Annotated in this window: 13 protein-coding genes and 1 riboswitch; of the genes, 2 read left to right on the top strand and 11 right to left on the bottom strand. The window is 68.4% G+C overall.

From position 1 onward, the window contains the following. Positions 1-266 precede the first annotated feature (266 nt). From ARTB_RS11635 to ARTB_RS11615, 5 genes are all read right to left on the bottom strand, one after another. Entirely contained in the window at positions 267-1,451 is a 1,185-nt protein-coding gene (locus ARTB_RS11635) for a glutamate--cysteine ligase 2 (RefSeq protein ID WP_243180571.1), read from the bottom strand. Between the two features lie 51 nt (positions 1,452-1,502). Continuing rightward, complete coding sequence (locus ARTB_RS11630; protein WP_243180570.1) at positions 1,503-3,026, bottom strand: UDP-N-acetylglucosamine 1-carboxyvinyltransferase; 1,524 nt, start codon at positions 3,024-3,026, stop codon at positions 1,503-1,505. A gap of 105 nt (positions 3,027-3,131) precedes the next feature. Beyond that, complete coding sequence (locus tag ARTB_RS11625) at positions 3,132-3,935, bottom strand: energy-coupling factor transporter transmembrane component T family protein (RefSeq protein WP_243180569.1); 804 nt, start codon at positions 3,933-3,935, stop codon at positions 3,132-3,134. Beyond that, positions 3,932-5,590, bottom strand: a complete 1,659-nt coding sequence (locus ARTB_RS11620; protein WP_243180568.1) for an ABC transporter ATP-binding protein — start codon at positions 5,588-5,590, stop codon at positions 3,932-3,934. The genes ARTB_RS11625 and ARTB_RS11620 overlap by 4 nt, the downstream gene beginning before the upstream one ends. Positions 5,591-5,618: 28 nt before the next feature. Next, on the bottom strand, positions 5,619-6,266 hold the full coding sequence (locus ARTB_RS11615) for an ECF transporter S component (protein ID WP_028275391.1): 648 nt from the start codon (positions 6,264-6,266) through the stop codon (positions 5,619-5,621). A 66-nt stretch (positions 6,267-6,332) separates the two neighbouring features. After that, a riboswitch (TPP riboswitch) is annotated at positions 6,333-6,476 on the bottom strand. 187 nt (positions 6,477-6,663) lie between these two features. Here ARTB_RS11615 and ARTB_RS11610 point away from each other — a divergent pair. Together ARTB_RS11610 and ARTB_RS11605 are read left to right on the top strand one after the other, a co-directional pair. Further along, positions 6,664-7,209, top strand: coding sequence for a heme-degrading domain-containing protein (locus tag ARTB_RS11610; RefSeq protein WP_028275390.1), 546 nt, complete (start codon positions 6,664-6,666; stop codon positions 7,207-7,209). 39 nt (positions 7,210-7,248) lie between these two features. After that, entirely contained in the window at positions 7,249-7,512 is a 264-nt protein-coding gene (locus tag ARTB_RS11605) for a DUF4235 domain-containing protein (RefSeq protein ID WP_028275389.1), read from the top strand. A 96-nt stretch (positions 7,513-7,608) separates the two neighbouring features. On the opposite strand, the gene mnhG is transcribed toward ARTB_RS11605, so the two are convergent. The 6 genes from mnhG to ARTB_RS11575 are packed head-to-tail and all read right to left on the bottom strand — an operon-like array spanning position 7,609 to position 14,004. Continuing rightward, entirely contained in the window at positions 7,609-7,998 is a 390-nt protein-coding gene (gene mnhG / locus ARTB_RS11600; RefSeq protein WP_275450871.1) for a monovalent cation/H(+) antiporter subunit G, read from the bottom strand. After that, positions 7,988-8,266 (bottom strand): monovalent cation/H+ antiporter complex subunit F, encoded by a 279-nt coding sequence (locus ARTB_RS11595; protein WP_018774043.1) that lies wholly within the window; start codon positions 8,264-8,266, stop codon positions 7,988-7,990. Before ARTB_RS11595 ends, mnhG begins: the two co-directional genes overlap by 11 nt. Further along, the gene (locus tag ARTB_RS11590) at positions 8,263-8,808 is read right to left on the bottom strand and encodes a Na+/H+ antiporter subunit E (RefSeq protein WP_243180567.1); all 546 of its coding nucleotides are present in this window, start codon (positions 8,806-8,808) and stop codon (positions 8,263-8,265) included. The genes ARTB_RS11595 and ARTB_RS11590 overlap by 4 nt, the downstream gene beginning before the upstream one ends. Beyond that, complete coding sequence (locus tag ARTB_RS11585; protein ID WP_028275386.1) at positions 8,805-10,433, bottom strand: Na+/H+ antiporter subunit D; 1,629 nt, start codon at positions 10,431-10,433, stop codon at positions 8,805-8,807. Before ARTB_RS11585 ends, ARTB_RS11590 begins: the two co-directional genes overlap by 4 nt. Beyond that, the gene (locus tag ARTB_RS11580; protein ID WP_028275385.1) at positions 10,430-10,951 is read right to left on the bottom strand and encodes a Na(+)/H(+) antiporter subunit C; all 522 of its coding nucleotides are present in this window, start codon (positions 10,949-10,951) and stop codon (positions 10,430-10,432) included. Before ARTB_RS11580 ends, ARTB_RS11585 begins: the two co-directional genes overlap by 4 nt. After that, positions 10,948-14,004 (bottom strand): Na+/H+ antiporter subunit A, encoded by a 3,057-nt coding sequence (locus ARTB_RS11575; protein ID WP_243180566.1) that lies wholly within the window; start codon positions 14,002-14,004, stop codon positions 10,948-10,950. The genes ARTB_RS11580 and ARTB_RS11575 overlap by 4 nt, the downstream gene beginning before the upstream one ends. Between the last annotated feature and the right edge of the window lie 190 nt (positions 14,005-14,194).

Here is a 14,194-nt window from a genome sequence, read left to right as displayed (position 1 = left end):
CCCGAGTAGGCAATACCCGAACCTCAGTGAATGGAATTAATGGCGGTCACAGGTAGTACTCATATTTCTTGTTTCGACTACCCGGATCAGGCTTTCGCAAGGCGAACGGGGGCGTGCCGCCCTGCCGGGAACGGTTAACTGAAAAGGGCTGGGCGGCAATCATTAAACAACCGTGATTCCCTATCAGCATTCGGCAATAAATGCGGCGCCTCTTCGGCCGTATTTTCTTTTGGCGTCCGGCACCCGCAGCTGTTGCGGGCTCCCGGTCAGGCCGGGCGCAACCGGCCCAGGACCGAACGATTGTCTGCCGGCCCCTCGGTGACGGGCCCCTGGGTGGTCAGTTCGATGGCCCGCTCGACGACGGCGGGCAGGCCGCCGGCCCGGAACGGGCCGCGCTGCAGCTGGGAACCGGTGCCCTCTGCAAGAATCCGTTCGACGCCCTCGCGCGCCAGTTCCAGCTCGCCCTGCTCCTCAAGCACCGGGGCCACGAAGTCCACGAGCGCCCTGACCACGTCCGCGGCCGGGGCCGGGGTGAAGGTTCCGAAGTCCAGGAGCTCCCCGCGCAGTCCGCAATTGCTGGCCTGCCAGGCGGCCATCCGCAGCAGCAGCGTGGGCACCGGGGCGGGATCGACGCCGTCGTTCCATTCCCGCGCGGCCGACTCCACGAGGGCGCGCACCAGCACGGCAATCAGGGCCGCATCCTCGGCCCGCAGGCAGACATCCGCGACCCGGATCTCCACGGTGGGATGCTGCCGGGCCAGCCGTGCGTCGAAATAGACCATCCCCTCATCCATCAGGACGCCGCTTTCGACCAGCCGGGTGACCACGCGGCGGTAGACGGGCAGGCTGCCGAAGATCATCGTGGGACCCGAGCCCGGCCAGCGGTTCCAGGCCTGGGTGCGGTAGCTTTCGAATCCGGTCTCGGCCCCGTTCCAGTACGGGGAATTCGCGCTGAGTGCTATCAGCACGGCCAGCTTGTCGCGGATCCGGTCCATTACCGCCACGCCCTCCTCCGGGGACTCCACAAAGGTGTGGACGTGGAGGCCGCAGGTCAGCTGGTTCCGGACGGTGAGCCCGAAGCGCTGCTGCATGGTCATATAGCGCGGATTCGGGGTCAGGTGGGTGGCTGAGCCTTGGGGCGACGTGGCGATGGCCGCGACGCGCCCGCCGTGCGCCCGGGCGGCCTGGTCCGCAAGGGACCGGCCACGCCTGAGCTGCCGGAGCAGTTCCGTGTATTCCAGGCACGGATGCGTCTGGGTCTCGATCTGCTCGAGCTTGAGCTCGTAGCTGAAGTCGGCGCCTTCGTGGACCGGTTTCTGTGCCGGGAGAACCCTGGCGGCTTCCTGCTGCGGCGGCACCAGACTCGGCAGCATGAGGTCAGCGAGGGCAAGCAGCATCCCCGATTCGGGGTCCACTATCAGCAGTTCTTCCTCCACGCCGAAGGTGCGCATGAATCTATTGTGCGTCAGGATCCGCCGAAACGCCCCACACCAACGCGGGGCTCAGTCTTGGAAATACTCGATCTTCGCCCCGATGGTGTTCAGCCGTTCGGCCAGGTCCTCATAGCCGCGTTCAATGACATAGATGTTCCGCAGCTCCGAGACGCCACGGGCCGCCAGCATGGCCAGCAGCAGGCAGGCGGCGGGGCGGAGGGCAGGCGGGCAGCCCACCTCGGCCGCCCGCCACTTGCTGGGCCCGTTGACGTAAATGCGGTGCGGATCGAGCAGCTGGACCTGGGCGCCGAGCTTGTTGAGCTCGGTCAGGTAGATGGCCCGGTTCTCGTAGACCCAGTCATGGATCATGGTCTGGCCGTGGGCGTTGGCGGCGATCACCGCGAAGAAGGGCAGGTTGTCGATGTTCAGCCCGGGGAAGGGCATGGGGTGGATCTTGTCCTCCGGCGCCCGCAGCTCCGAAGGCTTGGTGGTGACGTCCACCAGGCGGGTTCGGCCGTTGCGGGCAAAGTACTCCCCGGAAACCTCGAGCCGCTGGCCCATCTGCTCGAGCGTGGCGAGTTCGATTTCCATGAATTCGATCGGGACGCGGCGGATGGTGACTTCCGAGTTCGTCACGATGCCGGCGGTGATGAGGCTCATCGCCTCGATGGGGTCCTCGGACGGGAAGTATTCGATGTCGGCGTCGATCGACGGCCGGCCGGTGATCTTCAGCGTGGTGGTGCCAACCCCGGCGATGTCCACGCCGAGCATCTGCAAGTAGAAGCACAGGTCCTGCACCATGTAGTTCGGGCTGGCATTGCGGATGATGGTGGTGCCACGGCGGTGGGCTGCGGCCATGATGGCGTTCTCGGTGACGGTGTCGCCGCGTTCGCTGAGCACGAAGGAGCGGTCGTGACCGTCCGACGGCGGCGCCTGCACCGCGTAGAACCCGGACTTCGCCTCCACGCTAAGGCCGAACTGGTGCAGTGCCTGCATGTGCGGCTGCACGGTGCGGGTGCCGAGGTCGCAACCGCCGGCGTAGGGCAGCCGGTAGGTGTCGGCCTCGTCCAGCAGCGGGCCCAGGAGCATGATGACGCTGCGGGTCCGGCGGGCCGCCTCCACATCCATGGAGGCCAGGTCCAGGACGGCGGGGCGGCGGATCTGGAGGTCGTTCACGTTGAGCCAGGTGCATTCGACGCCGATGCTGGTCAGCACCTCCACGATCCGGTTGACTTCCTCGATCCGGGCAAGCCTGCGCAGCGTGGTGGTGCCGCGGTTTATGAGGCTGGCGCACAACAGCGCGACGCCGGCATTCTTGCTGCTGTTGACGTCCACCGCGCCGGCGAGGGTGCGGCCGCCCTCGACGCGCAGGTGGGTCATCTGGGGCCGGCCCACCTTGACGATGCTGTGCCCGACGATCGCCTCCAGACGCTGGATCATCTTCAGGCTCAGGTTCTGCTTGCCCTGTTCCATCCGGGCGATGGCGCTCTGGCTGGTGCCCAGCTCGGCGGCGAGTTGCCCCTGGGTCCAGCCCTTGGCGCCGCGCGCCTCGCGGAGCAGGATGCCTACGTGTTCAGCAGTCGGTTGAGTCATGCTCCCGAAAATATCACGCATGATTTATAAACCACGGCAATTCCGGCCGGAATGGCGTCAATCTCACACGGATACCCACCCCATGCGATAACCGGCGGCGCCGGTCTACTGGCGGGTGAGGAAGACGAGGTTCCAGGTGCCCGCGCCGAGGGCCGCGGCGACGGCGGCGGCCGCGATGCCGAGCCCGCCCAGCAGCACCCAGGCATCGAGTCCGCTGAACGTGGAGGGCCGGGCCCAGGTCCGGGCGGCACCGCCGAACCCGCGGGCCTCCATGGTCACCGCGAGCCGCGAGGCGCTCCGGATCGCCTGCACCAGCAGGCCGAAACTCTGGCCCAGCGTGGCTCGGAACCGCTGATAGGGGTTGCCGCTCGAGCCCACGCCGCGGGCCCGCCGGGCCATGCCGATGGTCTGCCATTGCTCGGCCATGATTCCGACGAGCCGCATCGCGGCCAGGGTGCCCAGGACGAACCGGTGCGGCAGTTTCGCGTTCTGGGCCAGGGCGTCGGCCAGGTCCGTGGGGTCGGTGCAGCTCATCAGCAGCACCGCGGGCAAGGCGATCGCGAGCCCGCGGAGCATGAAGCCGATCCCCAGCTGCAGGGAACCGGCGCTGATGGGCCAGATCCCCGCATCGAGCAGGACGGGTCCGGAATCGGGCGCCAGGATGGCCGTGCTCCAGCCGCCCAGCGCCGCGGCGAGGATCAGCGGCCAGCCGCGCTGCCACAGCAAGGCCACAGTCAGGCCCGCCAGCGGCAGGAGCAGCAGTTCGAACGCCAGCGCCACCGACGCCGACACCCAGTCAATGGAGAGCGCCAGGACCAGGGTGATCAGGGTGACCGCCGTGAACTTGGCGAGCGGGTTGGCTCGGGTCAGCAGCGCATGGTTGCCGCGCAGGCTCAGTGCGTCCCTCATGGCGAGGCCCCCTCCGGCAGCTGAAGATCCGGGCCGGGAGCGTCCGCGGCTCCGTTTTCCCTTGGCCGGAGGCGGAGTTCGGCGCCACCGAGGACGGCGCTGAATTCGGCGTCGTGCGTCACGGACACGACGGCGGTGCCGGCGTCGAGGAGCTCGGAGAGGAACGAGGCGAGTTCGGCCCAGGTATTGGCATCCTGGCCGAAGGTGGGCTCGTCCAGGACCAGCACCTGGGGGTGCGCCGCCAGCACAGTGGCTACCGAAAGGCGCCGCTTCTCGCCGCCGGAGAGCGTGTAGGGGTTGGCGTCCACAAGCTCCGTCAGCCGCAGCCGCTCCAGCAGTTCGTCCACGCGGTCTTCGCCGTAGCCGAGGTGGCGCGGCCCGAACATGAGCTCGTCGAGGACCTTGCCGGTGACGAACTGGTGCTCGGGTTCTTGGAAGACGGTTCCGATCCTGGCGATCAGCTGCTGGGCCTTCCACCGGTAGGGATCGGGTCCGGCGCTGTCGCGTACGCGGCCACTGGAGCGACCACTGGAGTGACCGGTGGCGGGACTGCTCAGCTCCGCCGTGGCCGAGACTGTTCCCGCGACGGGCCGCAGGAGACCGGCCAGTGTCAGCGCCAGGGTGGACTTTCCCGTGCCGTTCTGGCCGGTGATGGTCAGCGCCTCGCCGGCGCGGACCCGGACGGAGAGCCCGGACTGGACCGGACGCGGCGCGATGGTGCGGAAGCCGTCGCGCAGCCCGGCCCGCCGCGGCCGTTCGCGGGACACCGCGAGCGCGTCGGCCGTGAGCAGAGTCTGTCCCGCGCCCCGCGCCGGTGTCCGCATCCGCGTCGCCGGGACGTAGCCCGGCACCCAGACGCCGGCACCGATGAGCATGTCCCGCGCCTCGGCCAGGACCCGGTCCGGCGGTCCGTCAATCAAGACCGCCGAGTCCGTGGCGGACCCTGGCTGCAGCACCACGATCCTATCCACCAGGTCTTTCCAGACCCCCACCCGGTGCTCCACAACCACCAGAGTGGCGCCCGTCTTGTCCAGGCAGCGGCCCACGGCGTCGCGGACCTCCAGGACGCCCGCGGGGTCGAGGTTGGCGGTCGGCTCGTCGAGCAGCAGCAGCCCTGGCCGCATCGCGAGGATCCCGGCGAGCGCGAGCCGTTGCTTTTGTCCGCCGGAGAGGGCCGCCGTCGGGTGGTCCAGCGGCAGCCGTCCCAGCCCGACGTCGTCGAGGGCCTCGCGCACGCGCGGCCAGATCTCCGCCGCCGGGACGGCGAGGTTCTCCGCCCCGAAGGCGACGTCGTCGCCGAGGCGGGAGAGCACCACCTGCGTTTCCGGGTCCTGCTGCACCAGCCCGGCGCGGCCGCGCTGCGCCCGTGGCGCGGCGCCGTCGATCAGGAGGCTGCCGGTCTCGTCTGCATCTTCGGCTTCGCCGGAGGCGCCGGAGCCGCCGGGGTCGCCGGAGGCGCCGTCGCCCAGCACGCCGGCCAGGGCGTGGAGCAGCGTCGACTTGCCGGCGCCGGAGGGCCCCAGCAGGAGCACGCGCTCCCCCGGCCGGATGTCCAGGTCAAGGCCGCTGACCGCGGGCCTGGTCCGTCCGGCATGCCGCCAGCCCCAGCCGCGGGCCGTGACGGCGGCCGGCCGGACGCCCGGTGAAGATCTCATGATTCTCTGCAGGATTCAGCGACGGGGCTCAGGAAAAGACGGGCTCCGTGGCGGCCTTGCGGGAGGCAAAGGAGCCCAGCACTCCGGTCTTCGCCAGGCCGCGGGTGGCGAGCCAGGCCAGTCCGCCGGCAATCACTGCGCCGGAGATCGTGGTGAAGACGATGTAGGCGAGCTTGTCGCCGGCTTCGTAGGCGATGTTCCAGCCCCACGGCAGGAAGGAATCGTTCAGGCCGCAGAAGAGGCCCGCGCCGGCGCCGGCCAGCACGGAGACGGGCAGGTTGAACTTCTTGTAGAGGAAGGCCGCGAAGACCAGTTCGGCGCCGAGGCCCTGCAGGATGCCGGAGATCAGCACCGTGGTGCCGTACTGCGAACCCATGATGAGCTCGCCGGTGGCCGCGACGGTTTCGCAGAAGAGCGCGGCGCCCGGCTTGCGGATGATGAGCATGCCCAGCACCGCCGGGATCATCCAGCCGCCGGCGTAGAGTCCGCTCAACGGCGGGTAGACCGCGTTGACCGGAGTCGAGATCAGGTTCGCGCCCTGGGACCAGGCCCAGAAAATGACGCCGCCGGCAACAGCGATCAACGCGGCCACCACAATGTCCACCACACGCCAGCTGTAGTTGCGCCGGGCGGATGAACGGCTGGCGGAACCATGCTGTGCTGAAATATCTGTCATGTCGTCCTCCTGAGGAACAGGAGGGGAGGGTGCGCCGGCCGGTCTCGGCTTCCGCCGCCCTCCGCGCACCCTGAGAACTCGACTCCCTTGCGCCGGTACTAACCGGATCAGGTTCGAGGGTCTGCGGCTGTCCGCACTCTCAGCGCCCACCAAAGGTTTCCCCGGATTGTTCCGGCGATGCCCGACGGCGGCGCTCCCCTGTCGTAATTATTTTCGCCCTTGTGGGCTGGCTCAGTTTACACCCGGACGGCCGGGTTTTCAGTGGTGTGCCGTCACAATCGCGGAGCGGACGGCGGCAGTCCCGGCGGCCCGGAAAACCCTCTTGGTAGAGTCGTCGTGCCGGACCCCCGGACCCGCCAGCGGGCGGCCTCGTCACCCACCGGAAAGCTGGAATATTTTGTCGCACACACCTGTCACCCAAGATCCCTCCGGGGAATACGATCCCGACTCCAGCGAGCCGCAGCCGCAGGGTTCCCTGGCGGCGCTCATCGGCCGCGTGCTGGCCGAGATAGAGGCGCTCCAGTTCGCGTCGTTCAGCAAGGATGACGCCCTGGACCTCGGGCTCCTCCTTGTCGAGCTGGGCAGGCAACGCTCGCTGCCCATCGCCGTCGACATCACCAAAGGCCAGCAGGTGCTCTTCCACGCCGCACTGGACGGCGCCACACCGGACAATGAGCGCTGGATCAACGCCAAGAAGCGCACCGCCATGCGGTACGAGGTCCCGTCCCTGCTGGTCGGCCTCCGGGCCCGCGCCGCCGGCGGAAGGATCGAGGACAACGCCTGGTGGGATCAGTCGGAGTTCGCCGCCCACGGCGGGGCGTTCCCCATTTACGTGCGCGGCACGGGCGCCGTCGCCGTCGTCACCGTCTCCGGCCTGCCCCAGAAGGCGGATCACGAACTCGTGGTCGAGGCCCTGCGGATGGTCCTCACCCCGGAACGCTAGGCTAGGGGAAAACCGTTCCCGTCCCAAGGAGACCGAAGAATGAACATCCTCATCAAGCTGCTCGGCACCGGCGTCAGCCTCCTGGCCGGCTTTGCCGGCACCAAGCTGGTGGACACCTTGTGGGAAAAGTCCACGGGCAACAAGCCGCCCAAGGGCCAGGAGGACGACGTCCCCACCACCCTGCGTTCGGCCCTGACGTTCGCCCTGATCTCCGCATCGGTCAGCGCCATCATCCAGGTGCTCGCCAACCGCGGCACCCAGCGCGCGATCACCCGCTTCGCCAAGACCCAGGACGTCGTCTGACCTGACCCGACCAGCCGCGGCGCCCGCTGCGGCAGTCGAAGGCCCCGGCCGCGTCCGTCGACGTGCCGGCCGGGTCCGCCGGGCCCGGTCGGGGGCTCAGCGGTCGTCGTCGTCCGCCCCGTGCGTGGCCGCCTGCTGGGCGGCCTTCTGGACTACCGCCTCGAGCTCGTCGGAGCTCAGCAGCTCCGGGTGCAGGTGCTTGGTCCGGTAGCCGGCCCGGCCCACCATATGGGCGGACACGGGGACGGTGAGCAGCTGGAAGAGCCAGGCCACCAGCAGGACGGGCCACACCGACCAGGTCCGCATCTGCAGGCCGAGGGCCGCCAGCAGCAGGAACAGGCCGAGGACCTGCGGTTTGGTGGCCGCGTGCATCCTGCTCATGAGGTCCGGAAAGCGCAGCAGCCCGATGGCGGCCGCGAGGGACATCAGGGCTCCGGTCACCATGAACACGGCGGAAACGGCGTCGATCACTGTGTCAGGATTCACGGACGCCCTCCCGCCTGTCGGCCACGAACCGGGCGACGGTGACCGAGCCGACGAAGCCGATCAGGGAAATCGCAACGAGCAGCATCAGGTTGTTCAGGTGCCGGTTGGCGGCCATGTCGATGCACAGGGCCGCGCCGAAGATGGCCAGCAGCACGTCGGCGGCCAGAACCCGGTCCAGCAGCGAGGGCCCCCGCGCGATCCGGACGATCGCCCCCGCGGCGGCCAGGGACAGTACGACGGCGGTCACCGTCAGGACGGTCTGCATCATGCGGCGGTCTCCAGTGTCAGGGCGGAAAGTTCGGCTTTGGTCCCCATGATCCGGATCAGCCCGGCCTCGGTGTCCCGGACCTCTTTGCGCAGCTTGGCCGCGTCCTCGGCATTGCGGACGTTGATGCCGTGGATGTAGAGCGTGGACGTCGACCTGTCCACCTCCACCACGAGGGACCCGGGAATCAGCGAGATCACGTGCCCCGTGGCCGTGACCAGGAGGTCCGAATGGCTGCGGAGCGGCACGGCTACGACCGCGCTGACCACGTTGGGGCCGCGGACCACGGCCAGGTACAGGACCTGGAAGCTTGCCGCGACGACTTTTCCGAGGAAGATGAGGGCGAACGGCACGGCGCGGAGCACGTTGAAGCGGCCGCCGAGTTCCACCGGGGGCAGATAGAAAATGCGCGCCACGAGCACCGCGATGAGGGCGCCGAAGAGAAGATTGCCCGGGCTGAAGTTCTGCCAGAGCGCGCCCCAGACAAAGACGAGCCAGACCAGCAGCGGCAGTTCCTGGCGCAGCGAGATCCTTTTCCGGTTCATTTCCCGCCGCCCTCCCGGACCTGCGCCGGATGGAGCGACGGAGGCACCGGCGGCACGGGCGCGTCCGGGCCGAGCACGGCCTGGATATAGGAGGTCCGGTCCAGCATCTCCTGGGCGGACTGGTCGGCCACCCTGAACAGCGGCCCGGCAAAGACCGTCAGGGCCACGCCAAAGACCACCAGGCCCAGGGTGGAGCCCACCATGGTGCGGGGCAGCAGGGTCACATTCGTCTTGCCGGCCCGGTCACCCGTGGCGGAGTCGGCCGGCGCTGCCAGGAGCACCGGATCCGGGTGTTCGGCGTCCCCGGGCTTGCGCCAGAACGCCCGGTTCCAGACCCTCGCGATCGCCAACAGGGTCAGCAGGCTCGTCAGCACGCCGCCGATCACCAGGGCGTAGGCCAGCGGCGTCCCCAGTTCCACGCCTGCCTGAAGCAGCCCCAACTTGCCCAGGAAACCCGAGAACGGCGGGATTCCGGCGAGGTTCATGGCGGGAATGAAGAACAGGACCCCCAAGACCGGGGAGAGCTTGGCCAGTCCCGCCACACGGTCCATGGACGAGCTGCCGCCACGGCGTTCAATCAGGCCGGTCACCAGGAACAGGCTGGTCTGGACAGTGATGTGGTGGGCCACATAGAACACCGCGGCGCCCAGGCCGGCCACGGTGGACATGGCCAGGCCGAACACCATGTAGCCAATATGGCTGACCAGGGTGAAGGACAGGAGCCTCTTGATGTCACTTTGGGCCAGGGCGCCGAGGATGCCCACCACCATGGTCAGCAGCGCCGCGACCATGAGCGGGGCGTTGAGCGCATCCCCCGGGAAAAGCAGCGTTTCCGTGCGGACCATCGCATAGACGCCCACCTTGGTCAGCAGCCCGGCAAACACCGCGGTGACCGGGGCCGGGGCGGTGGGGTAGGAGTCAGGGAGCCAGAAGGACAGCGGGAAGACGGCGGCCTTGATGCCGAAGGCCACCAGCAGCATGACGTGCAGCAGCGTCCGGGTGCCCTGGTCGAGGTCGCCGAGCTTGATGGCGAGGTCCGCCATGTTGATAGTTCCGGTGGCGCCGTAGATCATGGCGATCGCGATCAGGAACAGCACTGAGGACACGACGGAGACCACCACGTAGGTCACGCCGGCCCGGATGCGCGGGCCTGTCCCGCCGAGGGTGATGAGCACGTAGCTGGCCGTCAGCAGGATCTCGAAGCCGACGTAGAGGTTGAAGAGGTCTCCGGTGAGGAAGGCGTTGGACACCCCGGCCACGAGGATCAGGTAGGTCGGGTGGAAGATCGAGACCGGCGCGTCGCGGTCGCCGTCGGCCATGCCCTGTCCCGTTGCGTAGATCAGCACCGCAAGGCTCACGGCCGAGGACACCACGAGCATGAGGGAGGAGAACTGGTCCACCACCAGCACGACGCCCCAGGGCGGCAGCCAGCCGCCGATGTTCACCGCGGCCGTCCCGCCATCCCAGACGGAGGCCAGCAGCCAGCATTCCAGCAGCAGTGTCAGCGTCAGCACGGCGATGCTGACCGCGCGCTGGACCCGGGGGTGATGGATGAGCAGGAAGGTCAGGGCGGCGCCCAGGATGGGGAGTACGACGGCGAGCGGGGCAAGGCTGGTGATGTTCACTCTCCGCCTCCTTCCGGGCTGGGGTCAACGTTGAGGGAGCCGGGCTGTTCTTCAGAGGCGGCCTTGTCGGCCCGCACGGCGCGGTCACCGGACATGACCGTGGCCAGCGGGAACTCCGACGTCTCGACCGGGATCACGGAGTCATCCTCGGCATCGAAGCTCGGCGTTTCCGCGACGCGGCGGTCCTCGGCGTCGTCCTGGATTTCATCCTGGCGGGCCAGGACCCAGGTGCGGTAGATGATGCCCAGCATGAACGCCGTGACGGCGAAGGAGATCACGATCGAGGTCAGGATCAGGGCCTGCGGCAGGGGGTCGTTGTAGTCCCCCGCCGCGGTGTCCTTGTCGAAGAGCGGCGCCAGCCCGGCGTAGCCGCCGGTGGCGAGGATCAGCAGGTTCGTGGCGTTGGCCAGCAGCATGAGGCCCAGCAGGACCCGGGTGAGGCTGCGTTCAAGGAGCAGGTAGATGCCACAGGCGTAGAGGGCGCCCATGACCGTCAGCAGGGTCAGGTTGACGCTCATGTTCTCCCCTTGGCAGTGGTTTCCGCGTCGGCGGACCCGGCGGCGGACCCGGCGGGGACCCCGCCCGGGAATCCTCCGCTGTCCTGGTCTTCGGCGGCCCCCTCTTCGGTCGTCTCGGGTTGCTCTTCGAAGTGCTCGTCGATCTCCGCGCCGAGGCTGCGCAGCACATCCAGGGCCAGTCCGACGACAACGACGTAGACACCGATGTCGAAAATGGTCGAGGTGACGAACTTGATGTCGCCGAAGACGGGCAGCCACAGCTCCACGATGGCGCTCTGGAACACTTCGCCGCCCAGCAGCAGCGGCGTCATTCCGGCGGCAGCCGCCGTGGCCAGTCCGATCCCCAGCAGGGTGCCGGCGCCGACGGGTGTCGCTTCGCGCAGTTCGAAGCGGCCGCCGGCCAGGTAGCGGATGGTCAGGGCGAGGCCGGCCGTGAGGCCGCCGGCGAAGCCGCCGCCGGGCAGGTTGTGGCCGGCGAGGAGCAGATAGATGGAGAACACGATCATCGAGTGGAAGATGAGGCGCGTGACCACCTCGAAAATGATCGAGCGGCGTTCGGGTGCCAGGGTCCGGCCGGCCACCAGCCAGGCGTCGCGAGTGGCGGCAGCGAACCGCCGGTTCATCGCCAGGGCGGCGTCTTCCCTGGTGCTGCCCCTGGCCCCGGTCCGCCGGCCCACGGTCCCTTCCGCGACGCTCGCGGATGTCCGGATGCGGTCGCCGCGGCCGCGAACGAAGATGAGGCTTGCCACGCCGGTGGCGGCCAGGGCCAGGACAGAGATCTCGCCAAAGGTGTCCCAGGCCCGGATGTCCACCAGGGTCACGTTGACGACGTTGAGGCCGCCGCCGCCCTCATAGGCCAGTTGCGGGAACTGCAGGGAGACCGGCGGCGCCACCCGGGCGCCGAGGGCGTGGATGGCCACGAAAATCATGGTGACGCCGAATGCCAGGCCGATCACCACGCGGATGACCCGGTACTTGCCGCCGGTGCGGTCACGCAGCCCCGGCGGAAGGCTCCGCATGGCCAGCACGAACGCCACCAGGATCATGGTTTCGACCAGCATCTGGGTCAGGGCGAGGTCCGGGGCTCCCTGCAGGGCGAACATCATGGCAATCCCGTAGCCGGTAACGGACACCATCAGGACGGCCAGGAACCGTTTGTTGGCGCGCACCGCGGCCAGCGCCCCGATCACGATTCCGGCGCCGGCCACCAACTGCAGCGGCGAGCCGGGATCGATGACATAGAGACCGGGCGGCAGCGGTTTGTTGGCCAGCAGCAGCGCCGTCAGCGGCAGGACGAACGCCACGGTCAGGATGACGGACAGGTAGAAGAAGAGCGAACCTCGCTGGGTCCGGCCGGTGATCCATACCGCGGTGTCGTCCAGGGCGCCGATCGTCTGCTGGTAGGCACGGTCGCTGTCGATCCAGCCCGGCACCAGCGCCTGCAGCCGGGCCACGGCGTTGCGGCCGTAGAACATCGCCAGGCCCAGGACGAACGTCACTGCGGTCAGGCCCAGGGCCGGGGTGATGCCGTGCCACAGCGCCAGGTGCCCGGGCGGGGCCTCGGAGCCGTGCACAAAAAGCTCCGCGTAGGGCTGGATCCAGGCGTCAACGGGGGCAGGCCACAGCCCGTAAAGGATTGTGAGGAGGCTCAGGATCGCCGGTGCGGCGAGGAACGCCGGTTTGACCGGCTTGAAGGCCGTGGGCTCCACGCCGGGTTTGAGGGCGAAGGCTCCCCACATGAACCGGGCGCTGTAGGCGAAGGTCAGGATGGAGCCCAGGACCACACCGGCCAGGAGCCAGGGTCCGGTCCCGGTCTCCGACTTGTACTGGAGGAAGGCCTCGAACACCGATTCCTTGGCGACGAAGCCGGCCAGCGGGGGCACGCCAGCCATCGAGGCCGCGCCGATCGCCGCGACGACCGCCAGTGCCCTGGCCGATCCGTAGACGCCGGAGAGCTCGCGGATGTCCCGGGTCCCGGACTGGTGGTCGATGATGCCCACCACCAGGAAGAGTGTGGCCTTGAACAGCCCGTGCGCCAGGAGCAGGGCTATTCCGGCGAGTGCCGCGTCGGGAGTGCCGAGGCCCACCACCATGGTCATGAAGCCCAGCTGGCTCACGGTGCCGTAGGCGAGGATGAGCTTGATGTCTGTCTGCCGGAGGGCCCGGTAGCCGCCCACCAGCATGGTGGCCAGGCCCAGGCCGAGCACGATCGGCAGCCACGCCGCGGTGTCCGCGAATCCGGGGGCCAGCCGGGCCACAAGGTAGATCCCGGCCTTCACCATGGCCGCGGCGTGCAGGTAGGCGCTCACGGGGGTGGGGGCAGCCATTGCGCCGGGGAGCCAGAAGTGGAACGGCACCAGGGCGGATTTGGTGATCGCACCGATCAGGATGAGGACGACGGCGGCGTTCACGACCCCGCCTGCGGGGCCGGCGACCAGGGCGGGAGCCAGGTCCATGATGGCCTGGATCCGGTAGGTTCCGGCCGTCGAACCGAGCATGATGAGCCCCACGAGCATGGCCAGGCCGCCGGCGGTGGTCACCACGAGTGCCTGCAACGCCGAGCGCCGCGCGGACAGCCGGGTGCGGGCGTAGCCGATCAGCAGGTAGGACAGCACCGTGGTCAGTTCCCAGAAGATGAACAGCAGCAGAAGGTCATCAGCGGTAACGAGGCCGAACATCGCCCCGGCAAAGGCCAGGAGCTGGGCGCCGAAACCGCCGAGGTAGTCGTCCTTGTCCTTGAAGTAGCGGGCGCAATAGACCAGCACCAGCGCACCCACCCCCAGCACCAGCAGGGACATGATCCAGGCCAGGGCATCCATCCGGAACGCGAGTTCGAGCTGCAAGCCGGGAATCCAGGGGATGACTTCGGTAATCGCCCCGTCAGAACCTGAATAGACTGTGCCTGAATAGACTTCGTCGTGCTGCAGCAGCAGCCAGATAAAGGAGGCCGCGGGGACCGCGGCCAGGGCAAAGAACGAATTCCTGCCAAACTTTCGGAACAGCAGCGGGGCCACAGCAGCCACCGCAAAGTGCACGGCAAGGACTGTGATCACTGGTATCTCCGCAACGTCAGAAAGTCGATTGTCAGCAAGTTGGAGCAGGCGGGTCATTTGTTAGGTTCGGTGCCGTCAGTTTACCAAGCGTGTACAAATTCTTTTGGCCGGGACACCGGCCGCTGAACAATTCGACGCAAATGTGAAGCCGGGGTTAAACCCCGGCTGGCAAAACCCCCTCCCGCTCCCC

This window comes from Arthrobacter humicola (assembly GCF_022803015.1).
Lineage (GTDB): Bacteria > Actinomycetota > Actinomycetes > Actinomycetales > Micrococcaceae > Arthrobacter > Arthrobacter humicola_A.
This window is presented reverse-complemented; position numbering and strand designations above follow the sequence as displayed.